Origin of the sequence: Paenibacillus sp. FSL F4-0087, assembly GCF_038020215.1 — a bacterium.
Classification (GTDB): Bacteria; Bacillota; Bacilli; order Paenibacillales; family Paenibacillaceae; genus Paenibacillus; species Paenibacillus taichungensis.
Map to the genome: position 1 here is coordinate 2328866 of NZ_JBBODJ010000001.1, position 26808 is coordinate 2355673.

27 protein-coding genes and 1 riboswitch are annotated in these 26808 nt (G+C 48.6%); of the genes, 9 read left to right on the forward strand and 18 right to left on the reverse strand.

Features of this window, described 5'->3' with window-relative positions:
• Nucleotides 1-146: 146 nt before the first annotated feature.
• The 3 genes from MHB84_RS10840 to serS all read right to left on the reverse strand — a co-directional run bounded on the left by MHB84_RS10840 (nucleotide 147) and on the right by serS (nucleotide 3690).
• Entirely contained in the window at nucleotides 147-1532 is a 1386-nt protein-coding gene (locus tag MHB84_RS10840) for a histidine kinase dimerization/phospho-acceptor domain-containing protein (RefSeq protein WP_083679023.1), read from the reverse strand.
• Nucleotides 1525-2172, reverse strand: coding sequence for a response regulator transcription factor (locus tag MHB84_RS10845; protein ID WP_076290651.1), 648 nt, complete (start codon nucleotides 2170-2172; stop codon nucleotides 1525-1527). Before MHB84_RS10845 ends, MHB84_RS10840 begins: the two co-directional genes overlap by 8 nt.
• Before the next feature lie 219 nt (nucleotides 2173-2391).
• Nucleotides 2392-3690 (reverse strand): serine--tRNA ligase, encoded by a 1299-nt coding sequence (serS, locus tag MHB84_RS10850; RefSeq protein ID WP_076290652.1) that lies wholly within the window; start codon nucleotides 3688-3690, stop codon nucleotides 2392-2394.
• A gap of 381 nt (nucleotides 3691-4071) precedes the next feature.
• Here serS and MHB84_RS10855 point away from each other — a divergent pair, with 381 nt between their 5' ends.
• Nucleotides 4072-5307, forward strand: a complete 1236-nt coding sequence (locus MHB84_RS10855) for an MFS transporter (RefSeq protein WP_076290653.1) — start codon at nucleotides 4072-4074, stop codon at nucleotides 5305-5307.
• A 183-nt stretch (nucleotides 5308-5490) separates the two neighbouring features.
• Here MHB84_RS10855 and MHB84_RS10860 read toward each other — a convergent pair whose 3' ends face one another.
• Nucleotides 5491-5979 carry a hypothetical protein gene (locus MHB84_RS10860; RefSeq protein ID WP_076290654.1) on the reverse strand — a complete coding sequence of 163 codons (489 nt, stop codon included), beginning with the start codon at nucleotides 5977-5979 and terminating at the stop codon, nucleotides 5491-5493.
• Between the two features lie 187 nt (nucleotides 5980-6166).
• Here MHB84_RS10860 and MHB84_RS10865 point away from each other — a divergent pair, with 187 nt between their 5' ends.
• From MHB84_RS10865 to MHB84_RS10895, 7 genes are all read left to right on the forward strand, one after another.
• Nucleotides 6167-6553 (forward strand): VOC family protein, encoded by a 387-nt coding sequence (locus MHB84_RS10865; RefSeq protein ID WP_076290655.1) that lies wholly within the window; start codon nucleotides 6167-6169, stop codon nucleotides 6551-6553.
• A 16-nt stretch (nucleotides 6554-6569) separates the two neighbouring features.
• Nucleotides 6570-7325 carry an NAD-dependent epimerase/dehydratase family protein gene (locus MHB84_RS10870; RefSeq protein WP_076290656.1) on the forward strand — a complete coding sequence of 252 codons (756 nt, stop codon included), beginning with the start codon at nucleotides 6570-6572 and terminating at the stop codon, nucleotides 7323-7325.
• A 145-nt stretch (nucleotides 7326-7470) separates the two neighbouring features.
• Nucleotides 7471-7583: riboswitch (TPP riboswitch) on the forward strand.
• A 222-nt stretch (nucleotides 7584-7805) separates the two neighbouring features.
• A complete protein-coding gene (locus tag MHB84_RS10875; protein WP_143764782.1) occupies nucleotides 7806-8846 on the forward strand; it encodes an ABC transporter substrate-binding protein in 1041 nt (346 codons plus the stop codon).
• Between the two features lie 218 nt (nucleotides 8847-9064).
• The gene (locus tag MHB84_RS10880; RefSeq protein WP_024632265.1) at nucleotides 9065-9355 is read left to right on the forward strand and encodes a thiamine-binding protein; all 291 of its coding nucleotides are present in this window, start codon (nucleotides 9065-9067) and stop codon (nucleotides 9353-9355) included.
• Nucleotides 9355-10113, forward strand: coding sequence for an ABC transporter permease (locus MHB84_RS10885; RefSeq protein ID WP_063566244.1), 759 nt, complete (start codon nucleotides 9355-9357; stop codon nucleotides 10111-10113). The genes MHB84_RS10880 and MHB84_RS10885 overlap by 1 nt, the downstream gene beginning before the upstream one ends.
• A gap of 43 nt (nucleotides 10114-10156) precedes the next feature.
• The gene (locus tag MHB84_RS10890; RefSeq protein WP_256716872.1) at nucleotides 10157-11056 is read left to right on the forward strand and encodes an ABC transporter ATP-binding protein; all 900 of its coding nucleotides are present in this window, start codon (nucleotides 10157-10159) and stop codon (nucleotides 11054-11056) included.
• 95 nt (nucleotides 11057-11151) lie between these two features.
• Nucleotides 11152-11958: a TatD family hydrolase gene (locus MHB84_RS10895; protein ID WP_076290658.1), complete on the forward strand. Its 807-nt coding sequence runs from the start codon at nucleotides 11152-11154 to the stop codon at nucleotides 11956-11958.
• A 108-nt stretch (nucleotides 11959-12066) separates the two neighbouring features.
• Here MHB84_RS10895 and nfsA read toward each other — a convergent pair whose 3' ends face one another.
• From nfsA to MHB84_RS10940, 9 genes are all read right to left on the reverse strand, one after another.
• The gene (nfsA, locus tag MHB84_RS10900) at nucleotides 12067-12810 is read right to left on the reverse strand and encodes an oxygen-insensitive NADPH nitroreductase (RefSeq protein WP_076290659.1); all 744 of its coding nucleotides are present in this window, start codon (nucleotides 12808-12810) and stop codon (nucleotides 12067-12069) included.
• Complete coding sequence (locus MHB84_RS10905) at nucleotides 12794-13402, reverse strand: TetR family transcriptional regulator (protein WP_076290660.1); 609 nt, start codon at nucleotides 13400-13402, stop codon at nucleotides 12794-12796. Before MHB84_RS10905 ends, nfsA begins: the two co-directional genes overlap by 17 nt.
• 227 nt (nucleotides 13403-13629) lie before the next feature.
• The gene (locus MHB84_RS10910) at nucleotides 13630-14790 is read right to left on the reverse strand and encodes a YhgE/Pip domain-containing protein (RefSeq protein WP_076290661.1); all 1161 of its coding nucleotides are present in this window, start codon (nucleotides 14788-14790) and stop codon (nucleotides 13630-13632) included.
• A gap of 331 nt (nucleotides 14791-15121) precedes the next feature.
• Nucleotides 15122-17650, reverse strand: coding sequence for a heavy metal translocating P-type ATPase (locus MHB84_RS10915; RefSeq protein WP_076290662.1), 2529 nt, complete (start codon nucleotides 17648-17650; stop codon nucleotides 15122-15124).
• A 163-nt stretch (nucleotides 17651-17813) separates the two neighbouring features.
• On the reverse strand, nucleotides 17814-18014 hold the full coding sequence (locus MHB84_RS10920; RefSeq protein WP_053779829.1) for a copper ion binding protein: 201 nt from the start codon (nucleotides 18012-18014) through the stop codon (nucleotides 17814-17816).
• 48 nt (nucleotides 18015-18062) lie between these two features.
• Nucleotides 18063-18464 (reverse strand): metal-sensitive transcriptional regulator, encoded by a 402-nt coding sequence (locus MHB84_RS10925; RefSeq protein WP_076290663.1) that lies wholly within the window; start codon nucleotides 18462-18464, stop codon nucleotides 18063-18065.
• A gap of 153 nt (nucleotides 18465-18617) precedes the next feature.
• Nucleotides 18618-19100, reverse strand: a complete 483-nt coding sequence (locus tag MHB84_RS10930; RefSeq protein ID WP_076290664.1) for a GNAT family N-acetyltransferase — start codon at nucleotides 19098-19100, stop codon at nucleotides 18618-18620.
• Nucleotides 19101-19306: 206 nt separating this feature from the next.
• Complete coding sequence (locus tag MHB84_RS10935) at nucleotides 19307-19489, reverse strand: hypothetical protein (protein WP_063566250.1); 183 nt, start codon at nucleotides 19487-19489, stop codon at nucleotides 19307-19309.
• 123 nt (nucleotides 19490-19612) lie between these two features.
• Entirely contained in the window at nucleotides 19613-20503 is an 891-nt protein-coding gene (locus MHB84_RS10940) for a DMT family transporter (protein ID WP_076290665.1), read from the reverse strand.
• A gap of 209 nt (nucleotides 20504-20712) precedes the next feature.
• On the opposite strand from MHB84_RS10940, the gene MHB84_RS10945 reads away from it, so the two are divergent.
• Nucleotides 20713-21600, forward strand: coding sequence for a LysR family transcriptional regulator (locus MHB84_RS10945; protein WP_076290666.1), 888 nt, complete (start codon nucleotides 20713-20715; stop codon nucleotides 21598-21600).
• 185 nt (nucleotides 21601-21785) lie between these two features.
• On the opposite strand, the gene MHB84_RS10950 is transcribed toward MHB84_RS10945, so the two are convergent.
• The 5 genes from MHB84_RS10950 to MHB84_RS10970 are packed head-to-tail and all read right to left on the reverse strand — an operon-like array spanning nucleotide 21786 to nucleotide 26734.
• A complete protein-coding gene (locus MHB84_RS10950; RefSeq protein WP_076290667.1) occupies nucleotides 21786-22544 on the reverse strand; it encodes a nucleoside phosphorylase in 759 nt (252 codons plus the stop codon).
• 1 nt (nucleotide 22545) lies between these two features.
• Nucleotides 22546-23217, reverse strand: coding sequence for a sulfite oxidase-like oxidoreductase (locus tag MHB84_RS10955; protein ID WP_076290668.1), 672 nt, complete (start codon nucleotides 23215-23217; stop codon nucleotides 22546-22548).
• Nucleotides 23218-23263: 46 nt separating this feature from the next.
• Complete coding sequence (locus MHB84_RS10960) at nucleotides 23264-24187, reverse strand: ABC transporter permease (protein WP_076290669.1); 924 nt, start codon at nucleotides 24185-24187, stop codon at nucleotides 23264-23266.
• Nucleotides 24171-25238 carry an ABC transporter permease gene (locus tag MHB84_RS10965; RefSeq protein ID WP_024632283.1) on the reverse strand — a complete coding sequence of 356 codons (1068 nt, stop codon included), beginning with the start codon at nucleotides 25236-25238 and terminating at the stop codon, nucleotides 24171-24173. The genes MHB84_RS10960 and MHB84_RS10965 overlap by 17 nt, the downstream gene beginning before the upstream one ends.
• On the reverse strand, nucleotides 25235-26734 hold the full coding sequence (locus tag MHB84_RS10970; protein ID WP_076290670.1) for an ABC transporter ATP-binding protein: 1500 nt from the start codon (nucleotides 26732-26734) through the stop codon (nucleotides 25235-25237). Before MHB84_RS10970 ends, MHB84_RS10965 begins: the two co-directional genes overlap by 4 nt.
• Nucleotides 26735-26808 lie beyond the last annotated feature (74 nt).

The window sequence follows — 26808 nt, forward strand, 5'->3', positions numbered from 1 at the left end:
CTGATTTGGTGATAGGCCTATCCTAAGTCAATTGTGTTACATCAGTATGACAGGGGAACAATTGGCTTTTCCCAACGTGAACAAGCTCTAATTCAGGTTGCTTCTCACACAAAAAAACACCACCATTTGCATGGTGGCATCCTTAATTAACGTTGTATTAAAGGTAAAGAAAAATAAAACATAACTTTTCCATCGGCTACACTAAGGCCATAGTAGGCATGGTGATTCTCCAGAATCGTCCGGGCAATGGACAAGCCCAGTCCCGTGCCGCTAAACTTTTTGCTGCGCGAACTATCCATTACATAGAAGGGCTCCCAAACCTGATCCCACTGTTCATGCTCTTCCTTATCCGTTTCATTGGCGATACCGAAATGTGCCGCTTCCCCTTTCAGTTCAAGTGTAATGGTTATTCGGTCACCGCTTGTATATTTCACCGCGTTGGTCATCCAATTGTGCAGAACAGACTCCAGCTTCCGTCGATCAGCCAGCACCCAGGTCTGGGCAGTCCATCGATCCTCCACTTCCACATGCAAGCCATGCTGCTGAAATACGGTTTCATAGGTATGAAGTGTCTCCGTGAGCAGTTGGCGAAGATCAACAGGTTCAAAATCATATACTTCGGCCTGCAGACGGGATAACTCCAACAGACGGTCAATTAAACCAGCCAGCTCTTCGCTCTGTTGCTGGATTACCCTAGCATAGGTTCCGTCATCCAGGCCATCTTGAATGCCAGAGGCATAAACTCGAATCAGGGAGAGCGGTGTTTTCAACTCATGCGAGATGTCCGAGATGAACGTTCGCAGGTTAGCATTTTTCATTTCCAAAGAATGTTGCGCCTGCTGCAATTTGTCGCTCATCACATTGATGCTGCGTCCTAAAGACTCAATCTCATCACCCGTCTTTATATCAACCTTTGTAAACGATAAATTGGAAATGGCTTCAGCCGTTTCGCTTAGTTTTGCGAGCGGTTTAACGATCCGGGCGGTATACAGCACGGAAAGCAGGATAAGCAACAGCAGCATGCCGAGCCATATGTACGCATTGAACTGATTAATAATTCGAATCGTCTCCGATGAATGGGAGATGGATTCGCCAACAGCAAACACGGAATCCCCCACCTTCACAAAGTTCACCAGAAAGCTTGATTTCAACTTGGTCTGATCATAGAATTTATTAACCCGGGCACCCTCACGCAGCGCAGAGATACTCTCTTCTGTCAGCCAAAATTTACTGAGGGCAATGCCCTTGCGGTTATATTGAAATAACAGTTGATCGTTAATATCATTCACACTATCCTTCAACGATGCATAAGCGATAGCGACCTCGTATTGCGTTTCAAGGCTCTCAATCTGTGAAATTGGAACGCCGTGTTCTGAAGCAGAGATTTCGGTCGTTAACTCGGCCAACTTCTGCTTTTTCTGATACAAAAAATAGCTAGGCAGGAAAAACGTATTGACGATAAAGGATAGGAAAAAGACAACACACAGTGCACCGATAATGCGCACGAGCAGTTTTCGGGTCAGTTTACTCATTTTGATCCTCTAGGCAGTAGCCCATTCCCCGGTAGGTTTTGATCGAATCTTCTCCAATTTTCTCACGCAGTCTGCGGATATGAGTGTCTACGGTGCGTTCCTCGCCGAAATAATCGAAACCCCACACCTGATCCAGCAAAATTTTACGGGTTACAATCTGCCCCTTATTCATTCCCAGTACCTTCATTAATTCGAATTCCTTATGGGTTGCCCCTACATCAACTCCACCACGGTAGATCTTCTGGCCTTCCAGATCCACGGTCAGTTCTCCCACAATAATCTTGGAGGAAAGTTGCAGCAGCTTCTTTACACGCAATAGCAGGATACGCGAGTCAAACGGTTTGCGCAGATAATCATCCGCCCCGGCCTTCAAGGCAACAAACTCATCATCTGATTCCCCTTTGGCTGTCAGCAGCAGTACCTTCGCCCGACTCGTACGCTTGATTTCCCGGCACACCTCGACACCGCTGCGACCTGGCATCATCCAATCCAAAACCGCCAAATCGATTTGATTATTATAAAAGAGATTCAGGGCTGCTTCCCCATCCTCGGCTAAAAACACTTGAAAGCCCTCTTTAACGAAATAGGCTTTTAATATTTGCAGCATCAGCGGCTCATCATCCGCGAGCAGCAGGTTCATATCTGCGCCTCCTTTACAAACTGGATTCTACTATACAATCTGTACGTTACAGCTGTGTGACATACCCTTCTGGTTTTTCCCTTTTCCACATCCTATACTGCGGCCTCCGTAACACAAAAGCGCTGAACACTCTCCACTGGTCCCAACATCACAGGCAAAACAAAAAGGAACCCCCACAAGGGTTCCACTTTTTACTTCTCCACACAGCTTGTAATCTGTTTAATTCTCTTCATCCTGGTGAGGCAAAACCAAATATTCAGCACCGCCCATATAAGGCTGAAGTGCAGCTGGAATACGAATGCTTCCATCCGCCTGCTGATGATTCTCCAGCAATGGGATCAGTATACGTGGCGAAGCCACAGCCGTATTGTTCAACGTATGGCAGTATGCAAGCTTACCTTGGGCATCACGACAACGAATATTCGAACGCCGAGCCTGGAAGTCATGCAGATTCGACGACGAATGTGTCTCCCCGTACGCATTGCGGCTTGGCATCCAGGTCTCAATATCGTACTGTTTGTACGTTTTCTGCGACATATCCCCTGTACACACAGCCACTACACGATAAGGCAGTTCCAGCAATTGCAGTAATTCCTCGGCGTGTCCCGTAATCTCCTGTAGCATTCGCTCCGATTCTTTCGCATCCGGTGCACAGATAATGACTTGTTCCACTTTGGCAAATTGATGCACCCGGTACAATCCGCGTACATCCCGCCCGCCTGAGCCAACCTCACTGCGGAAACATGTCGATGTGGCTGCCAGCTTGATTGGCTCCTGTACATCCACAATCTCATCCGCATAATACGAAACCAGCGGCACTTCCGATGTTCCCACCAGCCACTTGTTCTCGCCCACTAATTCATAGACCTGATCCCGTCCTGTGGGGAAGAACCCCGTGTTCAAAAGGGTATTCTCCCTCACCATCAGAGGAACTTCCATTGGCAGAAATCCATGCTTCAGCAGCAGATCAAGCGCAAGTTGCTGTACAGCCCGGTGCAGGAGCAGCCCTGCTCCTTTGAGCACATAGCTTCGTGTTCCGCCGATTTTCACCCCACGTGGGATGTCGATTAGGTCATGCCGTTCACCGAGCTCTACGTGATCCTTGGCCTCATAATCGAATACCGGCAGCTCACCCACACGTCTCAGCTCCACATTATCCTCATCCGATGCACCCACTGGCGTGTCCGGCGATACAACATTGGGTACCAACCATTGCAGCCTTGTCACTTCCTCTTGCACAACGGCAAGCTTGGCTTCAACTTGCTCTAACTGACCATTCAGCTGTTTCACCTGTTCCCTTAAACCCTCGGCTTGTTCACGCTCACCAGCTTGCATCAGTCTGCCAATATCTGCAGATAACGAATTACGTACTCTACGTCCTTCTTCCGTTTCCAGTAAAAGTGCTCTGCGCTCCTCGTCCCGTTCCAACAATTCGCGAATACTGATATTCATTCTCTTGCCAACTGCCGCAGCTTGCACCTCTTCTGCATGCTCCCGAATCCACTTCATTTCCAACATGGTCACCGTCTCCTTTGGCTGTAAAAATACAAAGAGCGCCCTCATCCCTTGGGACGAGGAGCGCTCTGCTCGCGGTGCCACCCAACTTGCCAAACCAGAATATTCTGGTTCAGCCTCTTGGTCCGCGATAACGGGCGGTTCCGGTTAACTTGGGGAATGGTTCGCTCCCCTGGCGAAAACGCCTCCGAGTTGGATGCTCTTCAACGGCATGGTCCGATCTGTAATTGTTGTTTTTCAGTATATACGAACTTTAGCCTCCATTGCAAGTTATCCGTGCACACCCTTACATGTCCTGTTATGATAGAGATTGTTTGTTTTTAGGAAATACTCCTGAATGGCAGACTTACTACATAACATAATATCTAGAAGGAGTTTTTCTTCATGAAAAAATTGCTTTGGATTGGATGCTTATCCTATTTCCTCATCGGACTTGCCCATGTGGTTCTCGGCTCCATCCTACCCGTTGCTCTTGAACATTATGGCAAGGATTATAGTCAGGGAGGCACACTGATCTTTGCCCAATTTGCCGGGTTCCTGGGTGGTGTATTGTTATCTCCGTGGTTGAATAAACGCTTCGGGAAACGAGGCGGTCTATTAATTGCCGCAGCTCTGCTCTGCATCGCAGAGTTATCCTATATGCTGCTGCCTCCTTGGGGCTGGATGTTCGTCATTGCACCTGCAGCCGGATTCGGATTCGGTATGATAGAAGCTGTCATCGGTACAATCATTATTGCTGCAATTAAAGATAATACGGCGGTTGCCATGAGCCGACTTGAAGTGTTATTTGGTATCGGCGCCATGGTCATGCCTCTCATTGCAAGCGGTCTGATTTCTGCCGGGTACTGGCGCATGTCGTTCCTCGTGGTTGCCGTCTGTGCAGCGATGACTTTTATCTTCTGGGCCAAAAGTTCATTCGGTGAGCTGGACAACGAGCTGAGTCGCCGTAGCTCAGACCAGACTCCTGTACACACTCACGCTGCTGAATCGCCAAATGGGACGAATCCTGAAGACATTAAACCAACTCGTTCAACCTATCACGGCCGTAATTTGGCTCTTCTGTCTTTATTTGTTTTATTTTTCTTTCTCTATGTCGGCACTGAAATGAGCCTTGCCAACTTCATGCCAGCCATTCTGATTGAGAAAATGAACATGAAGGAAGCAGGTGCTGCACTTAGTGTTACCTGCTTCTGGATCGCCATGTCTGTTGGACGACTTTTTGCCGGATATATTGCGGAGAAATTCCAATATCGCGTCTACGTTCTGTACAGTTGCCTTGCAGCAGTTGTACTGCTGATGATCTTTCCTTTTACCAACCAGATCTGGTCGGCATTTCTGATCATTCTGTTGCTCGGGCTCGCATTATCGGGCGTATTCTCCATTGCCCTCGTCTTCGCCAGCAAAATGCTGCCTGGAACAGAAGAATCGACGCCCAGCATCCTGATTGCATCAGGTGGGGTTGGTGGTGCCATTCTGCCTTTGGTTACAGGCTGGAGTCTCGATCATCTGGAGGTTAACCAGTCAGCATGGATGCTTGCCATTTTTGCAGTTGGTCTGCTCATTATCAGCGTGATTGCGTATCAATGGCAGCGCAGGCATACTGTGAGTTCAGCATCGTAACATCTACCAAACAGAAGATAAAATTAAATTCAATTAATCATAGCTGTAAAAAGTTAGGCGTCGTAGCGTGAATGCTACGACGCCTTTTTTGATTTAAAAATGCACAATTACTTCTTTATCCTAGACCAGTGGACGATTGCCCAGGAAATACTTTCAGATGCTCTAAATCGGAACTAACGTTATTTAGGTTGAAGGGACTACACTCCCTTTATCCTTAATGAATTTACCAAATACATATCGAACGAGTGGTCCCAGAATAATGATTTGGTAAGGAAGCGCCAGGCTGAAATTACGAGCAATCGTATGAAGATACGTATTTAGTACGGATGCTCCACTTAACTGATTCGCAAGGTAAGCGGAAATCATTCCGTACAAGGACATGATCAGAACCATTCCAATGACCATGAAAAATGACATAGCGAGCACGCCCAAAATTTTATTGGATTTGTCAAAAGGTAAGGAAAATGCAATTTTTCTCGCTACAGGTCCAACAATGAAGGACTCCACCAGGAACGCAATGATAAAACACAATATGAATTGAAGCAGTATATCTAGCGCGGACATCTTGCTCAATAACCCATTGTGCCATAAATTGAAAGTCATCATGACGACGACCATCCCTGTGCACATCATCATTCCAAAAATAATCTGTTCTTTCTTCGTTGTTGGCAAATCTCTCATCCTCTCTGTTTACCTTCGTAATTATAGAGATAATGACCCCCTCCTCATAAGTGAACATTCTGTGAACAATTATAATTTTTCCAAATTAAAATCTTATTTGACAACCTCGTAGTACAGCCCTATGATATCCCTTAAAATGGTAGAAAAAAATCGTTAAATATAAAGGAGGATTTTGATTATGAGTTTTCAAAAGCGCATTGACCACGTCGGCATTGCCGTTCGTGATCTGGAGACCACGCTGCGTTTCTATACGGAGATTGTTGGTCTTGAATTGAAAGACCGGGTAACCCATACCAACGGTGTCATTCAGCTCGCCTTTCTCGGCTTCAACGGAAGCGATGAGACCGAGATTGAGTTGATTCAGGGATACAGCGACAAGCTGCCTTCCGAAGGTACGGTGCACCATTTTGCCATCCATGTCGATGACCTTGATTCTGAGTACAACCGCATTAAGGCAACTGAGGCCGAATTTATTGATGGAGAGATGATTACACTGCCTAACGGTTACCGTTATTTCTTCATCTATGGACCTGAAAAGGAATGGATTGAGTTCTTCCAGCGCTAAGAATTGGAGCTGATTTATGAACATTTTAATTACCGGCGCAGCCGGAAAAATTGGACGTGACTTGTCCCAACACTTGTCAGAAGCATTTCACCTTCGACTAACGGATTTGAATATCAACAGACTACATACGTATCAAGGGACAAGCCATGAGATCATGACACTGGATGTGACAGATCCCGAAGCCTGTCAGCACGCTTGCGAAGGCATAGATGTGGTTGTTCATCTGGCGGGAGATCCTTCCCCGCATGCCGGATTCTATGAATCGTTGTTGGATATTAATATCAAGGGTACATTTAATGTATTCCGTGCAGCTAAGGACCAAGGTGTGCGGAGAGTCATTCTGGCAAGCAGTGCACAGACGATCGAGGGGTATCCTATTGATGCTCAAGTCTATCCGGACATGCCGACACGCCCACGGAATTTGTACGGAGTTAGCAAATGTTTTGGTGAATCGCTCGCTTCCTATTTTGCGTATACCGAAGGTTTACAAAGTGTAGCAGTACGTATAGGTGCATATGATGATTTTCAACCAGATGGACCCGCGCTGGAGGCAAGGGATATGAGCGCGTATATTAGTCCGGCTGACTTGTGTGATTTGATGTTCAAAACCATTACAGCTACAGATCTGGAGCCCTTCACCATACTGCATGGGATCTCGAATAATCGATTTAAACGATTAAATCTGGAAACCACTCAGAAACAGGTAGGCTATGACCCGAAATCCGATGCTTTTGCACTCAGTCAGATTTCCTTATATGATTCGCCACGATAATTGTTAAAAACCAAACATCTAGAGAGGCCGTTATACGCATGTATAATGGCCTCTTTGATTCATTCATACGTGCCCCTATCCAGTTCCTGACTGGACATGCATGGGCCTCTGGCCTATAATTACACCTAGTAATGCCCGTAACTTCATAGTTTCCCAGGGGAGTCGGAATAGGCCGGCTGAGAGTGTATCCCACCAAGATACTGACCCTTAGACCTGATCTGGATCATGCCAGCGTAGGAATCGGAGTATATCGAATTGGCCCAGCCTCTTTGCTGAGTGCCACATCTCTAACGCCTGCACGCGTCCCGGATTAACGGGGCGCTTTTTTTAATGTTCTTTTATATAGCCAGAGAGCTAAAAAAAGTGACGTCATCCGGATCATAGCTGGTATAAATCTGTCGATTTATGCAAGAAGCTTGGATATGAAGCCAAGGAGTACCCCGCGCCACTGGCCGGACAACATGAAGGAGAGAAATGAAGATGAGATGGCGTAAAATGATGGGCCTAATGCTCTTGTGCGTACTACTAGTGGCTGTGGCCGCATGTGGCGGCAAAGAAGCTGCACCTTCAGGAGAAAATGGCAGCAGCAACACCGAAAACAGCAATGAAGGTGACAACGCAGCCCTCAAGGACATTAAAGTGGTGCTGGACTGGACACCAAATACGAATCATACCGGCCTGTATGCGGCTGTAGATCAAGGTTTTTACAAAGCCGAAGGCTTAAATGTCGAGATTGTACAGCCAGGTGCCGGAGGCGCGGATACGATGGTGGCTTCGAACGAAGTGCCTTTTGGCGTAAGTTATCAGGAGAGTGTAACCCAGGCCCGCACACAGGGGGTACCGCTCGTGTCCATCGCTGCAGTCATTCAGCATAACACGTCCGGATTTGCCGCTCCGGTGGATCGGAACATCAAATCTCCCAAAGATTTTGAAGGCAAAACCTATGGTGGCTGGGGCTCCCCGGTGGAAGAAGCTGTAATGCAGTCCATTATGGAAGGCGAAGGTGCCGATGTATCCAAAGTAAAAAATATTAGCATGGGCGATGCAGACTTCTTCACCGCTGTGAAACGCGATATCGACTTTGCCTGGATTTTCTACGCATGGACGGGCATCGAAGCCGAACTGCGCGGCGAACCGATCGACATGCTGTATGTAAAAGATTATTCCGAAGCTCTGGACTACTACACACCGGTACTCGTTACCAATGAAAAGACGATTCAGAACGATCCCGAGCTGGTTAAAGCGTTCTTGAAAGCGACTTCCGAAGGATATCAATACGCGATTGAACATCCCGAAGACGCTGCCAACATTCTGATCAAGGCCGTACCGGATCTGGATAAGGATCTTGTACTCGCAAGCCAGAAGTGGCTGAGTCCGAAATACCAGGATGACGCACCACGCTGGGGTGAGCAGAAGCAGGAAGTATGGCAGAACTACACGGATTGGATGTTTAGCAAAAAACTGCTCGATGAGCAGGTAGATGTATCCAAAGCGTATACAAACGAGTTTCTACCCCAATAAAAATGGTTTAAGTTTAACTTTTTTTACACCAGAACGAAGAGTGCAGAACCCATCTGAAGAAGCGAAGCGCTCACCTTTATCCCCGGATTTCCTCCGTTAAAAATTATTAAAGAAATCCGGGGATAACAGTGATCGGAAGAGGGTACTGCAATCGGAGTGGTAAAGTGTAAAGCTGGTTTAACTCATGCAATTTAACCCGAAAGGAAACGTGATCTCTCATGGCAAGCACACTACTTAGCATTCAAGTCATTCCCAAAACGCCAAATGGCGAAAATTCCTATCCTTATGTTGATCGTGCCATTGAAGTTATTCAGCAGTCCGGCTTGAAATATCAGGTTAATCCACTGGATACCACGATGGAGGGAGAACTGGAGGAACTGCTCGAGGTTGTCCGCAAAATGCACGAAGTTCTCGTGGAAGCTGGCAGCCCAAGCATCATCTCACAGATCAAGATCGCCCATAGCCCAAGCGGCTTCAGCATGGACACCCTGACGGAGAAATATCGCTAATGCATGCCTATTGGAAAAGCGTATGGCCGCCCTTTGTGGCGGTTATTCTCTTTATAGCGATATGGCAGGGAGCTGTCTCCCTGTTCCATATTGAGAAATGGATGCTGCCTGCGCCTTCAGACATCGCCCATGAAGCAGCGTCCCAGGCCGAGCGACTTGGCATGCATGCATGGGCAACAATCCAGCTGACATTGATTGGGTTTGCAGCAGGTACACTTGTGGGATTACTGATTGCGATGGTGCTGCATCTGATTCCATTTTTGAAATCTGCACTCTATCCATTACTTATTCTTAGTCAAAATATACCGACCATTGCGCTTGCTCCGCTCTTGCTGATCTGGTTCGGATTTGGGCTGCTGCCCAAACTAATTACCATCATTCTGGTCTGCTTCTTCCCGGTGGCTGTAGCTGCCATGGACGGATTGACCCGCACCGATGCGGCCATGATGAACTATATGCGCATGGCTGGTGCAAAACGCGGCCAAATTTTCTGGAAACTCGAACTTCCACATGCATTGCCCTCGGTGTTCTCGGGGATTAAAATTGCCGCTACGTACAGCGTCATGGGTGCGATTATCGCCGAATGGATCGGTGCAGATAAGGGCATCGGCTATTATATGATGCTGCAAAAATCAGCCTATCGGACGGATCGCCTGTTCGTGGCAATCATGATTATTGTGGCATTGAGTCTGCTGCTCTTCCTGCTCATTGCGCTACTGGAAAAGCTGCTCGTACGCTGGCGTCCACAAAAGCGATAACTTTGAAATATGCACCATATAAAGGTTAGGAAGTGATGACAAGATGACACCCGAACACAACGAGCGGGTAGCTGCTGCGCCGGATGAAGGTGCAACCACTCCAACGAGTAGCGGAAGTCCTGAGTATGAAACCGTGGCCTTACCTGCACATCATTCATCACCAGCGTTGGAAGTTCTGAACGTGAATGCTTCGTTCCGAGAGCGACGCAGCACATTGCCCGTTCTGGATGGCCTGTCCCTGACCGTGGGACAAGGAGAATTCGTAGCCATCGTCGGTCCTTCCGGCTGCGGTAAAAGCACCCTGTTTCACATCATCGGCGGTCTGCTGAAACCTCAGGAGGGCCAAATCCTGATGAATGGTCAGGATGTTACCGGACAACGCGGCAAGATTAGTTATATGCCACAGCAGCCTGCACTATTTCCATGGCGTACCATCGAGGACAATGTGCTGCTTGCAGGTGAAGTGTCTGCGGACGCACCACCCCGAGAAGAAGCTCTTGCAGATGCCCGGAAGTGGCTGAGCAGTGTCGGACTGGCCGGATTTGAACAAGCCTATCCGCATATGTTATCGGGCGGCATGCAGCAGCGGGTTGCCTTTCTGCGCGCCCTGCTCAGTCCGCAGGAGTTGATGCTGCTGGACGAGCCTTTTAGTGCGCTGGATGCACTGACCCGTAGCGACATGCAGCGCTGGCTGCTCGATATCTGGGAACAGAACCGCCGCTCGGTGCTGTTCATCACGCATAATATCGAGGAAGCATTATTGCTTGCTGACCGTATCTATGTTTTATCGAATCGGCCTGCAGCTGTACTTCACGAAGTCGATGTTCCCTTTGATCGTCCACGTCACGAAGCGATCACGGAGGACTCTGCTTTTCTTGAACGGAAACGGCAGATTTCCCAGTGGATGAAAGAAGAACAGCAGAAAACCCGCCTATCCAAATAGCGCGGGTTTTTGAGTTATTTTTTCCCTAAAATGGGTGATCCAAGACAAACTACGCTGCGTATCATTGGTAAAAGACAAAAAGGAGGGGTCCATCCATGCAATCAACCGCTTTTGCACCCTTGATCGATGCTCATCTTCACCTGGACAAATATACACCTGAAGAACAACGTGAGATGCTGCATTCCTTCCCATCCCAACAGGTTGAGGCGGTCATCGCCGTTTCCATGAATCTGGCATCTGCCCAGACTAACCTGGAACTAGCATCACAATACCCTCGTACCGTATATCCAGCCTTTGGCTTCCATCCTGAGCAGCCCCTGCCGACCCTGGCAGAGCAGAATCTGTTCTTCGACTGGATCGAAAAGCATATGGGACAAGCCACAGCGATTGGGGAAGTTGGATTGCCCTATTACAACCGACAGGAAGCCGAACAGGCAGGACACCAATTTGATCAGAGCGGCTATATCGATCTGTTAGAAAGATTTATCCAGTTAGCCAAGCGACATGGAAAACCGATTGTACTGCACGCTGTATATGAGGATGCCGATATCGCCTGTGACCTACTGGAACAATATCATCATCGTCGGGCTCACTTTCACTGGTTCAAAGGCTCCAAGCGGACCGTCCAGCGAATGGCTGACAATGGTTACTTCGTCTCATTCACACCTGATATTGTGTACGAAGAGGAAATTCGTGAATTAGCGCGCCAGTATCCTTCCGAGCAGGTTATGGCAGAGACCGATGGGCCTTGGCCTTTCGAGGGACCTTTCCAGGGAAGAATGACGCATCCAGCCATGACGAGACAGGTTATTCAGGCATGGAGTGAAGTGACCGGTATGGGAACGGAGCGGGCAGCGCGTCTCTTTTATCAGAATACGAAACGCTTCTACGGTCTTCCTTAGGTCCGAATTGGCATCCAGTCTTATGATGATTCCTTAACTAAATAGGTACAGTTTGCAAAAAAAGAAGTCAGTCGGCATCCGCCAAACTGACTTCTTTTGAATTTACGCTTAACGTTTCAAGAATCCTTTGCCTTCGAGGAATGGCTTCATCTGTAGACGTACCGGTTCAGTGAGGCGTTTCGCCATCATTTCGGACCACGGTGTAGAACGTTCCCCTTGGGTGCGCTCCTTCATGTATGCAGCGGTCGTTTCGTCATAGATCTCGACGCCCTTTAGGGTCTGCTCAGCGTTATAGCGGCCATGGTGTAAGACAGCTTCCAGCGGTAGACGCGGACGAATACCCGTCTCCTGATCAGCAACACCAATGCACATACCATATACTGGATAGACGCCGTCAGGCAAGTCCAATACTTCGCTAACTTCCTCAATGCGATTGCGCAGCCCACCAATATATACAATTCCGAAACCTAGTGACTCTGCTGCAAGCGCAGCATTTTGCGATGCGAGTGCAACATCAATTGTGGCCACCATAAAGTTTTCAGTGGAGTCCTCATAGGATTCTTTTTCAGGCAAATAACGCTTGGCAGCATCACTCAAGCGATAAAGGTCAGCACACCATACAAGAAACACAGGGCATTCGTTGACGTAAGACTGATTACCTGCCAATTCAGCCATTTTGGCCTTCTGCTCCTGTTCGGTTACAGCAATTATAGTATAGGCCTGCACACTACTTGAAGAGGAAGCCATCTGCCCAGCCGCCACGATTGCTGCCAGCTGCTCCTTACTTACCGGGTCTGGCTTGAATTTCCGCACAGAGCGGTGCTTCATCATCAATTCAATGGTTTCGTTCATTGCTATTCACTCCCAATCCTCGTAGTACGAATTCAATGGTCTGCTCAGCCAGCTCATCTGTGTTCATATCCTGATAGTCAAAGCTAAATCGTGAGTTTTTGGCCCGTTTGTGCGCCAAAGCTACACCCATGACCTGAAGCATCGCATAAGATACGGATTCGATCTGAAATACGCCCTGCTCCTTGCCTTCTTGCAGCAGTTCTCTCACTCTGGTCCAGACGGGGTCCAAAAAACGAAACACGGTATCTGTGCGATGGGTACGCAGCGTAATTTCAAGCTGCACAATATCGCTCATCTCCCGGTCCGTCATTGTGAACTTTACAACTTCACCTATGATTCGTCGGATACCCTCCACGGGGGAGGACATGGACTCTTCAGCCAACTCATTCATCATATGATCAGGAAAAAAGTGCTCAAATAATGCTTCGAACACCTTTTCTTTTCCGCCAAAATGATACGAGACAAGCGATACATTCGCACCCGCCTCATCACAGATTTGACGAACACTCGTCCCGTCATACCCCTGCTGTGCAAAAAGTTTCTTGGCTGCAAGCAATATCCTCGTTTTTATATCCAATTCCGGTTCCGTCATTCCGTCCGCTCCTCTTGTCCGTTCTATTCATTTGCTCCAGCTCACCGGGCTGCAGCGAGACTACTCTATCGTTTCATTATGAAAGTTTGTGCATCAAAGCGCAAGGTGTGCCGCCTGTGTTCCTGCAAAGCTAGCCACCTCAACCTACTATTAAACCAAGCACCCCGGTGAAAATCACCGGGGTGCTTGGCCATATCCTATGAAGAACAACCATGATGACAGGAATATTAGCTGTTCATTTGTGCCGGGCTTGGTGCCCCAGCTGGCATGCGTTGTTTTTTCAACAACGTCACCACCAGGGAGAGGGCTACAGCAACCAGCAAAACAATAACAATCGAGCCAGCAGCGGATTGAACTCCTGGTCCGCCCAGTTGAGCGCTCAGAACACCTTGAACGGCATATGTGGCTGGCAGATACTGACCAATACCACTGTAGAAACTGTTCAGCAATTCACGTGGCACCATTGCACCGGAAGATACCAGTTGCAGCGACAGTGAGATGATGTTGAACAAGCTTCCTGCTGGTCCAAAGCAGATCAGGAAGAACTGGGAGAAGAACATGAATGTGCAGAGGAACAGCGCCTGGAACAACCAGAATGCGATAAACCCTTGCTGGATCTGTCCGCCCAGCGACACAATCAGTGATGACCCCAGCAGAGAAACCACAAGAGCAGACCCCAAATTAATGACTACTCTAGCACCGAACAATGTCCAGCGGGAGTGAGTAGCAGACAGCATACCCATCGCGGTCTGCAGATTCATCCCCATAATCATGGCTCCCACATAAGAAGCGAGTACCATCATCATCGGAACCATCTGGTTGTTCATGCCGTTAACCGGATTCATGGAAGTGGTTGTACCTTCCACTCGTGTAGTCAGGTTGGCAGCAGCTTCAGCTGCCTGATCTGCAGGCGCTCCGGAAGCCGTCAACACAGCTTGCACACCTTGAGCGGTTGCTTGCTTGTTAATCGTGTTCGTCACGCTTTGCGATACACCTTGCATCATGCTTTTGATCGTAACCGGATTCGCCTCGTTGATGGTGTACTTGATTTCGGCAGTGGAACCGGCTGTCTGAATCAGCTGGTTAAAACCTGCAGGAATATTGAGCACCATATGAATCTTGCGATGATTTAACTGGTCAAGTGCTTCGGCAGCACTCAGATTCGTTACGGTATGAAAAGGAAGCGTCTCAGCCATACGATCTGCGATCCCTTTGGACTGCTCTCCATCCTCATTGACAACGGCAACCGTCAATTCATTCATCCGGTCATTCACTCCGGAATATGCTGTCATCCAGATTACGCTGAAGATCACTTGGAACATAAGTGCCGTCACGATCCCCACAATTACTGGCGGTTTTTTCAACAATATACGTAAAGCCTGCAACATAAATGATGTCCTCCATTACTAATTAGTTCGAATTTGATGTAAACGATTGTTTAAATCAAACGATCGTTTTAAATTTTAAGTCTATATGTCTATATTGTCAATCTATTTCTGAAAGGTTCAGAAATATAAAGATATGTTTCGCAAACAATGAATTCCATTTCATAAGAGGACATCACTTCACACGCTCACCTTCAATTAACAAGGAAAGGACCAATGCTTTAACATATTTCAAACACCTTTTATCAACAAAAAAGGCACGATCCGCCGTAGCGTACCGCACCCTATGCTTCTTGAGTATAATGCAAAGTTGAATTACGTCCCTCAATGGACATCAGTCATTGCTTTTAAGTTTCATTCGTTGCAGACGCAGCGAATTCAGTACAACCGACACGGAGCTGAACGCCATGGCCGCACCTGCTAACCAAGGAGCCAGGAAGCCCACTGCTGCAATTGGAATACCAATCACGTTATAGCCAAGTGCCCAGAACAGGTTCTGCTTAATATTGCCCATCGTGCGCCGGCTCATCTCGATTGCATCTGCAATACTGTTCAGATCGCCGCGCATTAACGTAATATCCGCTGCTTCCATCGCTACATCAGTTCCGGTTCCAATGGCCATACCGATATCGGCTGTAGCAAGGGCCGGAGCATCGTTGATACCATCTCCAACCATCGCTACCTTGAGGCCACTCTCCTGAAGTTTTTTCACTTCTGCCGCTTTGCCCTCTGGCAGTACCTCAGCCAGAACTTTATTAATTCCGGCTTGCTCTGCTACAGCGCGTGCTGTCCGCTCATTATCTCCCGTAATCATGATGACATCGATTCCCATAGCATGAAGCCGCTGAATGGCTTCCCGTGAAGTATCCTTGATGGTGTCCGCCACGGCAACAAGCCCAGCCCATTGACCATCCACCGCGACCAGCATCGCTGTGCGCCCTTGTTCTTCAAGGTTGTTCATCTGTTGCATGGTTTCCTCGGAGACATTCACCTTCGCATCTGTAAGCAGTCGGCGTGTCCCGACCAGGATCTCTTGTCCCTTAACCCGAGCTCGCACACCATATCCCGGTATGTTCTCGAATTGCTCTGATTGGGTTAACTCCAGACCTTTACCTCGGATTCCTTCCACAATCGCCTCAGCCAAAGGATGCTCCGAACTCTGCTCTGCCGCTCCCACCCGTTGCAGCAGCTCTGCCTCCGTCCATTCTGGAGCCGTCACCACATCCGTAAGCACGGGCTTGCCTTGGGTAACTGTGCCTGTTTTGTCCAGTACAACGGTCTGGATCTGCTGTGCCGATTCCAGATGTTCGCCGCCTTTGAACAACACACCATATTCCGCCGCGCGCCCTGATCCAGCCATTATGGACGTTGGTGTTGCGAGTCCAAGCGCACAAGGACAGGCAATGACAAGTACAGCAATCGCCTTTTCCAGCGAACCAGCAAAGTCACCAGGACTGGCAAACAGATACCAGATCAGGAACGTGACTACCGCGATGCCTACAACAATCGGAACAAAGATGCCTGAGATCACATCGGCAATCCGCTGAATAGGGGCCTTGGAACCTTGCGCTTGTTCAACCACTTTAATGATCTGCGATAACGCCGTGTCCGAGCCCACGCGAGTCGCACGCAGTCTTAATACTCCATTTTTGTTCAGCGTAGCGCCTGTAACGGCATCCCCTGGTTTTTTATCCACGGGCAGGCTCTCTCCGCTTAACATGGATTCGTCGACAGAAGATTGCCCTTCCTCCACGATGCCATCCACAGGAATGCTGTCTCCGGGTTTTACCAGAACAAGATCACCTACCGCAACATATGCCGACGGTACAATAACTTCCTGTCCATCACGAATCACTCTGGCTTCACGCGGAGCCAGTTCGATGAGGCTTTTAATCGCCTGAGAGGAGCGCCCTTTAGCTACGGCCTCAAACCATTTTCCCAATAGGATCAACGTAATCAGGATTGCACTCGTCTCATAATAAAGCTCCACGGTTGGCATGGCTGCTGTAGCCATTCCCGTCCCACCATGATCCATCATGGTCGAAGCTGCATTGCCACTGGTCAGGGTCAGATACAGACTGTAGAAGAACGCCGCACTTGTACCCAAAGCAACCAGTACATCCATATTGGCACTGCCATTACGAAGTGCTTTATAGGCTCCCACATAGAACTGCCATCCGATGACAAACTGTACCGGCGTTGCCAACACCAGTTGGAACCATGGGTTCATGAAAAGATCCGGTACCCAGATCCACGAGGTGAATGAGAAGTGGCCCACCATGGCCCAAAGCAGCGGCAAAGATAACAGGGCGGAGATCATCCACTTCCACTTTTTGCGCTGTAATTCACGCTCACGCACCGACTGGGTATCTTCCTGTGTCTGCTGCAATTCCGCACCATAACCGAGCTGCTTGATCTTCGCCGTAATATCGGTTGCCTTCAATACTCCTGCTGCAAATTCCACATGTCCCGTTTCCAGCGCCAGGTTCACGTTTGCACGGGATACACCCGGCAACCGGGAAAGACCTTTTTCGATTCGGGTAGAACAAGCGGCACAGGTCATGCCTGTAATGTCCAGATCCACGGATTCCGTTACTGTACCATAACCAAGTGCTTCCACTTTATCCCGCAAAGCATTGATGTTCGTTGTCTTCGGATCATAGGATACCGTCGCTTGTTCTATAGCGAGGTTAACATTCGCCTGATTGACCCCTTCCATTCGGGACAATCCCTTCTCAATCCGGGTAGAGCAGGCAGCACAGGTCATCCCTGTAATTTGCAGTGTTGTCTGTAATCCCGCTGATTCCGGTGATGGTACGGGTTCTGATGCAGTTGTGTTGTCCGTTGTTGATGACTTATCCATGTTGTTAGCTCCTTTCTCTATGAAATATTTTTATCTATCCAATACCCCCAAGGGGTATATAAAAGACAGAAAATCAGGCTTAAACAATGAACTCATTTATTGGAAAAGAGATCTATTGAATTCCTTTCCATGCAAAGGGAAGTTCAGTTTAAGCCTGCGATGATTAGACTACGTCATACCCTTGATCTTCAATGGCTGCCTTGATCTGATCCACATTGACTTTTTGCTCGTCATATTCAACTGCGACAGTTCCTGCTGCCAGATCAACCTGACCATTCGCTCCTGCATTCTTCACGGCTTCTTCAACCGATTTCACACAGTGATTGCAAGACATTCCTGTAACGTTCAACGTAATATTTGACATGGGTAGTTCCTCCTTAGATATATAAATGATGAGTTCATTCAAAAATAGTTACTTCATTAACTTCCTTACCGTTACCAATAATTCATCCACAACCTCATGCTCTCCGGCCTGAATGCGCTCAACGATACAGCTCTTCATATGACCTTCCAGCAATAGCTTGCCTACTGAATTAAGAGCAGACTGAGCCGCCGCGATCTGCGTCAGCACATCATCACAATAGGTGTCCTTCTCGATCAATCCCTTGATCCCGCGAATCTGTCCTTCAACACGGTTCAAGCGAGAAATCAGGTTGCCCTTCATCTCTTGGGAGTGATGGCTCTTGCGCACATGCTTTCCATCACTGCCTGACGTATGACAAGAATTGGCTTGCTGATCATCTGTCTGTGAGACTTCGCTAACCTCTGTTACGGATGACTCCAAAGGTTCCTTGGGATGGCTCTGATGTTCCATCGCGAACACCCCTTTTCTTTCGTTCTGTTATAAGAGTAACATACCCCATGGGGGTATGCAAGTCTGTTTTATTTTTTTCTCAAAATGGATGTTTTCCATCCTTCTTGAGCTGACTATCTCGCCAGACATCCCATTAGTCTTCGTAGAGGCTTATTATAGTATGTATTCCATTCTGCTGCTGCGGACAGCCAGACCTAGTTGCTCATAGAAAGCTTGAGCACCAATATTAAATGTAGACACGGTCAGTTCAACACTGTCGACCTGTATTTCTTTGCCTAGTTCGATTAATTCGTGCATCAACAGTTTGCCTGTCCCATGTCCGCGATGTTTGCTGCCAACGATGATCTCATTGATATATAACATCTTTCGATCCTTTAACAAATCCACATTCTGAATAACATTCAACTGTGCGCTCGCATATCCAACAATCTCACCCCGATCCAGCAATTCCGCAACATAGAGATAACGATGATCGGCTTCCAGCAGTTGTTCATATTCCTTATAACTCATTCTCGTTTGTAACTCTCTGTATACGTCTGGCCTGGCCTCTACATGCAAGTGATGAAGCTCATCCATTAATACAGATACTCCCGTGTAATCTCCGATGACAGCCCGTCTAATATTGATTCCACTCATCTTTACATTCTCCCCTCACAAATGTTTCCATGATTATACAATAAATAAACATCTATCGATGTGATTCATGAACCCAGACTGCGTGTAGCGGATATTTCCCTTAAATATCAGAACGATGATACTCCAAAGCATATCCTTTCTTATTTTATAAAAAAAGCAGATACCTTAACGGTACCCGCTTCTTATTAAGCTATATCTGGTTCCTCTTATTCTTTGGATGATTTACCTTCATCAAATGCTACAGGTGACGGTTTGGCAGACCACTCGTCTGCTTGCGGCTCAATATCTACACCGCTCAAAATTTTCTTTTTCTCCATCAAGGAATCCCCGTCTTCATCCAGTTTGTTGCGAATTGCCGCCTCATCCTGAGGTTGATTGTTCTGTGTCATGTTGGAGTCCTCCTCTTCGTAATCATGGTGATGTTCCTATATATAACTTACCCATTTTTTGCATTGTCATTCTGAATGTATACAAGGTTCATCAACCACTTGAAGAAAGTTCACCACATAACTTTATATTTTCGCCACCTTGCTACCTTTCACTTTAACATTCACAAGCAGGATGCTGGCAATAATCATGACCAGACCTGCGATCAGATTGACCGTCACCGACTCTCCGAGGAACAGCACACTGCATAACAAGGCGATCAGCGGAATCAGGAACGTGAACGATCCTACTTTGCTGGCTTCGCCGGAGCTGACCAGTTTGAAGAACGCGAGCCAGCCCATCGCAATAACAAACACCGAAATAAACAACGTATCCAGTATAAAAGGAAGCACCCACTGCACATCAGCCCAGCTCTCTGTGACCGTACCTGTCAACGTCAGAACAACTCCGCCGATCAAAATAGGAATGGCTGTCATCCAGATTCCATCGACCTTCATTGAATTTCGCTTCATATATACGGTCCCGATCGCCCAGCTAATTGCACTGAACAGCCCAAGCATAACCCCTTCAGGGGATACTTTGCCTGTCATGCCGCCAATACTGATCGTAGCCACCCCTGCAAAACCGAGCACCAATCCGGCAATTTTCAGTCCATACATGGACTCACCCAGCCACAACCATGCCCCGATTCCAAGCAGCACAGGCTGTAGGAACACGATGGATGAAAATAAGCCTGCCGGCACTTCCGTCAGCCCGACGGTCTGAAAGCCGTAGAAGAAGATGATATTAAGCACCGCAGATATGGCATAAATATGCCAGGTTTGCTTTAGTCGTAGCGTTTTGTAGCGGGGAAAAGCATACAACCCTAGCACCAGACCCCCAATTAACAGGCGCATGCCTGCGAATATGAGTGGCGGTGTAAAATTTAATGCGTATTTGGTCAGGGGCCAGTTTACTCCCCACATGAGTACCAGAAAAGCCAGGACCCAGCCTGCTTTTGCACGTGATAAAGCCATATGTTTATTCTCCTATCCGGCACACATCTACAGCCGCAGTTTAATCAACCGTACACATTATCCTGCGCTCTTTCTGTGCCTGCAAACCATTTGGAATTCGATCCAGAACCATTTTACATTCATTCTTTGATCGTTCCGTTTCTTCATGATACAATAATGATTGAATAATTGAAATGCATGTTAATCATAAGGAGCATACCATATTTGTTATGAACAACTCACAGTTGCAGTTATTTGTGAAAATTGCAGAGACGGGAAGTTTCACCCGCGCAGGCCAGGAACTGAATATGACACAGCCCGCAGTCAGTCGGGCCATCTCTTCGCTGGAGAATGAACTGGATGTCACTCTAATCATACGGGATCGTAGGAACGGCATCGTGCTTACGGATGTGGGACAGCGAATTCTGGTCATTTTCCGCCGCATTTTACAGCAATTTGATAAGGTACAGCAGGTCGTTGCGGCCGAAAAAGGGTTGGAGATTGGTACGATTCGTATTGGCTCTTTTCCCATGTCATCTGCCCATCTGCTGCCGAAAATCATCCGCTCCATTCGGGACCGCTATCCTCAGATTCAGTTTGAACTGCACGAGGGAAACATCCTTGAAATTCAGGAGTGGCTAAGCTCACGCGCTATTGATGTAGCTCTCATTATTGCCACAGACAAAGAGCCAGTAGATGTGGCTTATGAGACGCTTCCACTCTATAGCGAGGAGATGCTCGCGGTGTTTCGGGACGATGAACCTTTTGCGAATCAGGAAATTCTGCCCGTACAAATGCTGGACAAACACCCCATGATTATTTGCAAAGGCGGCTATGAGGTACCGATTGTTGATCTGTTCAATCGAGCAGATGCAGAATTACATTTTGGATTTGTCGTGTATAACGTAAACACTTGCCTTAGCATGATAGAGCAGGGACTCGGAACAGCCATGCTACCTGCAATCTCTCTATCCTGGCTGCCTCCGGGTGTCAAAGCACTTCCCACAGAGCCGAAAGCCTACCGCAATATTGAGATTGCCGTTCCTTCACTTGTCGATGCTTCTCCCGCATCCCGGTTATTTATTGAGACGGCGCAGCAGTTGTTCGGACAACGCTAACCAATTGATTGCACCTTCCAATCTAGTGCCAGTCACTTCTATCTCAAACTCAAAAGGGCGTCCCAAAGTCATGAACATGACCTTATGGGACGCCCTTTTATATTGTCCACCTCAGATGGACATCATTTGCTTATTTTGCAATTTTACCGCCAGTAGTGCTACAAAATGCCCTGATGATCTCAGCTTTACGCCTGATCCTGACGAGCGAGTGCAGCCAGTGCACGCAGTGCCGCTTCGATCTCACGCTCAACTGCATCAGCTACCGCATTTGTGTGCGGATCATATTCGGCCGCCAGGTCGCTATCTGCGAATCCATCGATAGCGACAATAGCTCCAGCACGAGCGCCGCGCAGTGTGCTGACGATGTAAAGCGCGGCAATTTCCATCTCAGCGGCAAGAGCACCCGCCTGCTTGTACTTGCGGTGAGGAATCTCTTCAACCCCAGTGAAGAAAGCATCTAGGGTTACGGTAATGCCTACGCCAACTTTACCCGCACTTGTAGCTTTCGCTCCACTTGTATGCTCACGAGTCGCTTCAATTAACGCTTGCGTAACACCAAGGTCCGCAACCGCAGGGAAACCATCCGGTACCAGCTGACGTGTCAGCCCGTCCGTACGAACAGCGGCCGTGCTGACGATTACACTGCCCGCTGGGTAATCCGCTGTATACGAGCCAGCTGTACCTACACGAATCAAGGTCGTTACCCCTGCCCGAATCAGCTCTTCGAAGCAGACGGCTGCTCCCGGTGATCCTACGCCATGGCTGACCACGGCCATTTGTACACCTTCATACAATCCTACAAACGTGCGATACTCCCGGCTGAACGCCAGTTCTCTCGCCTGCTCCAGCTTGCGGGAAATTTTCTCCGCACGTGCCGGATCACCACAAACAATGGCATACGCAGGCATATCTTCGGAATGAATTTGCAAAATAGGCATCAACATCTTAATCAAACTCCTTCTTCGTCCATTCGTCTTCTGGAATCGGAATATCTTCACCAGAGAAGCGCTGCTCCTTGAACGGATCGGCAAAATGATGGAAACCATTGACTTCCCAGAAGCCATTGCGATCTTCTTTCATGAATTCCAGACCGCGTATCCACTTCGCACTCTTCCAGAAGTAGAGTTGTGGAACAACCAAGCGCAGCGGATAACCGTGCTTCGGTGTGAGCGGCTCACCGTTAAATTTAAAAGCAAGCAATACATCGTCATGCATCAATTCTTCGAGCGGAACATTTGTCTCGTAATCATGATCTGCGTGGATCATGACGTATTTCGCTTCCGGTTTAACGCCAAGAAGCTTGATAAAATCCGAGAACCGGATGCCTTCCCACGGCGTGTCGAACTTGGACCAGCGGGTAACACAATGAATATCGCTCACCGTGTTCACTTGAGGCATCGCCTGAAGCTCGGCGAAGGAGAATACCTTCTCCTCTTCAACTTCACCGAATACCTTCAAATCCCAAGTGGAAAGGTCGTATTCCGGCACTTCACCTTCATGCAGAATCGGGAATTTCTCGGTCAGTACCTGCCCCGGCGGCAGCCGGTCTCCGTGCTCAGCACCCGCTTTGGATGCCGGGATTTTCGTTTTTTTCAGACGTTCAGCCTTATTATGCAAGCGTGATTCCTCCTTCTTTATATGCTTCCAGCATAACATTCAGGAATTAACGCGAGCTTCCGCCCGCTTTCAGTGCGTCTTGTGCATAGGTACGGTCCTTGAAGAAGAACATCGCCACCAGTGTCACAATATACGGCAGCATCATGGTAAAGTGAGTTGGTAGCGCAAAGCCCTGCAATCGGATACTAAGAGCTTCCATGAACCCGAACAGCACACTGGACCCCATAACGCCAAGCGGATTCGCTTGACCCAGCATCGTTGCTACTAATGCGATGAAGCCGCGACCTGCGGTCATGCCTTCGGTAAACATCGTAACCTGACCGAGCGATAACTGTGCACCCGCCAGGGCGCACAATACGCCGCACATCAGAACTGCACCATATTGAATACCGCGCACCTTGATGCCGATACTCTGTGCCGCTACCGGATTCTCGCCAACCGAACGAAGGCGGAAACCGGAGACACTTTTGAACAGATAAAATTGCAAGGCAATTACGATAATAATCCCGAGATACACGAGCGGGCTGTGCCCTGAGATGACATCACCTACCCACGGAATGTCCTTAATAAGAGGAATGTCCCATTTGGGGAGTCCCACCATATCCTTGTCATAGTAAGCACCTTTTACATCAAAAATCGCACGAAGCGCAAAAGTCGTCAGTCCTGTCGCCAGAAAATTAAGCGAGATCCCGACCACAATGGCGTTGGCCTTCAGATTAATACTGATAAAGGCAAATAGCGCAGAGAACAACATGACGATCACAATCGAGAATAGTACGGCCAATAGTACATTGCCGAACAGATAGTTACCGACAATAGCGGAGAAAGCACCGATCAGTACGAGTCCTTCCAGACCCACGTTGAACAGACCGACACGAGAGCATAAAGCCCCACCGAGCGCTGCAAGCAGAATCGGCGTCATAATCCGCAAGGTAGAGCCAAACATGGCTGCATCAAACAGTTGTTGCATTGGACTTTTTCTCCTTTCTCCGCTTCAGGAATGAATATCCGATCTGAGCCGATACAAATAACGTCAATACCGCTTGGATGACACTGCCGACTTCCAGCGGTACATCCGTATTACGTTCCATCCCCATAGCACCTGTCTGCAACGCTGCAAGCAGGATTGCCGCCACAGCTGTTCCTAGCGGATGCGACCGGGCAAGCAAAGTCGCCATAATGCCGCTCCATGCATAACTTGCCGATGACAACGACCCATCAAGGAAACGGTACTGTGTACCCAGCACTTCCCCTGCACCCGCAAGACCTGCAAGTCCACCACTGATGATCATGGACAGCATCATCATGCGAATACGGCGCACACCGCCATACGTTGCAAACGAAGGATTGCTTCCCAACATGCGAATCTCATAACCGGTTACTGTCTTGTGTGTGAACCAGTAGATGAGAATCGCTGCCACAATAGCAATGATGAAGCCGGCATGCAGTCCCATGCCCTGGAACAGCTTCGGCAGCCAGACACTCTGATCAATCATAGGCGTCTGAGCCATTGCCGCCGATCCCGTGCGGTCTTTAAACGGGTAGGATACCATGTATCCTCCAAAATATATTGCAATATAGTTGAGCAGCAGCGTTGTGATCAACAGATTCATGCCAAAGCGCGCATCCAACCAGCCTGCAAACAGTGACCAGACTCCACCGGCGATGATTCCCGCCACAATAGCTGCAATACAGACAAACCAGCCTGGACCCGGCAAGTAGAGCGCCGTCAGTGCTGCACTAAGTCCGCCAAGAACCATCTGTCCTTCTGCACCCATGTTGAAAAATCCGGCGCGGAACGCCAGGGCTACGCCCAGCCCCGCAAGAATAATGGGCGTCGAACGTGCCAATGTGTTGGTGAAGAAGTAGAAGTTACCGAAGGCTCCTTTCCACATCTCCGCATACGTATCCACCACGGACCCGCCAACGACCAGAATGGCTACAGCACCTGCCAGCAAACCGATGAATACGGCGAGCAGCGGCTGTACGAGTCCGCGAAGTGTTTCTTTTACCCGATTCATATCCGCTCTTTCCCTCCTGCCATCAACAAGCTGATCTGTTCTTCTGTTGCTTCATCTGCCTTCAGTTCCCCAGCGATTCCGCCTTCATACATAACAATGATCCGATCCGATAATTGCAAAATCTCAGACAATTCCGAGGAAACGAGCAGAATACCCGCACCTTCATTCCGTTTGCGCAGCAATTCAGCGTGGATGGTCTCCATCGCTCCGATGTCTACACCCCGTGTAGGTTCAGCCGCAATCAGAAACGGCGTATCCTGGGCAAATTCACGCGCAGCAATCAGCTTCTGCAAGTTACCGCCGGAAAGGAACTGCGCCTTCGTTTCTGCAGAACCCGTTTTGATGCTAAACTGCTTGATCCAGTTCTCCACCATGTTCCGTGCTGCCTTCGCTTTAATGATACCTTTTGATTGAAGCCGGTGATGGTGGCCCATCAGTCCATTTTCACGAACGCTCGCATCCTTCGCCGCTCCCCACATATAGCGGTCTTCTGGGATATGGGCAAGTCCATGCTCCCGAATGCGCCGCACTGGCCAATTGGTTGTATCCTGCCCTGACAGCAGGACGCGGCCGCTATCTGCCTTTCGCAGTCCCGCAATGATCTGGATCAGTTCAGATTGACCGTTTCCGGAAATACCCGCGATTCCAACGACCTCGCCTTTCCGAACTTGCAAATGGATATCCTTGAGCGCAGAACGATCCTCTGCTCCTGACAGATTTACCGCTTCCACCTGAAGCACAGCTTCTCCCGGAACGGATGGCTGCTTGTTCATGCGAACCAGCTCACGACCTACCATCAGGCGGGACAGTTCCTCTACATTCGTGTCTTTTGCTTCCAATGTACCTGTCACCTGACCATCACGAAGAACCGTAATCCGGTCTGCTACATCCATGACTTCCTGCAGCTTGTGCGTGATCAATACAAAGGTTTTGCCCAACTTGGCAAGGGATTTCATATTCGCGAGCAGTTCTTTCACTTCCAGCGGTGTCAGTACTGCTGATGGTTCATCCAATATAATGATATCTGCGCCCTGATGCAGCACCTTGAGAATTTCAACACGCTGCTGCATGCCCAGAGGGCATTCGAATACTTTTTTCCACGGATCAACTGGCATACCATACGTTCTGCCCAATTCATTCACCTGGGCCGCCGCTTGTTTGCGGTCAAATACCCCTGCCGCAGACGGCTCACGGCCAATCACGATGTTCTCGGCAACCGTAAAGGAAGGAAACAGCATGAAATGCTGATGCACCATGCCGATACCACTTGCCATGGCCTGAGACGGAGTTGCGAAGCTTACCTCGCGTCCACGAACTTTGATTGTGCCTGATGTCGGTTGCTCCATACCATACAACATACGCATCAGGGTTGTCTTACCAGCGCCGTTCTCACCCACGAGGGCATGAATCTCTCCTTCTCGCAAATTAAAACGGATGTCCCGGTTAGCGGTGAAGCCGCCGTATTTCTTCGTAATCTGCTCCATCTCCAACAGCATATCTCGCGTTCTCTCCTCTCGGTCTTAAATAGCAGCAAAACCGGCTGCCTGATCGGGCAGCCGGCTGATCAACT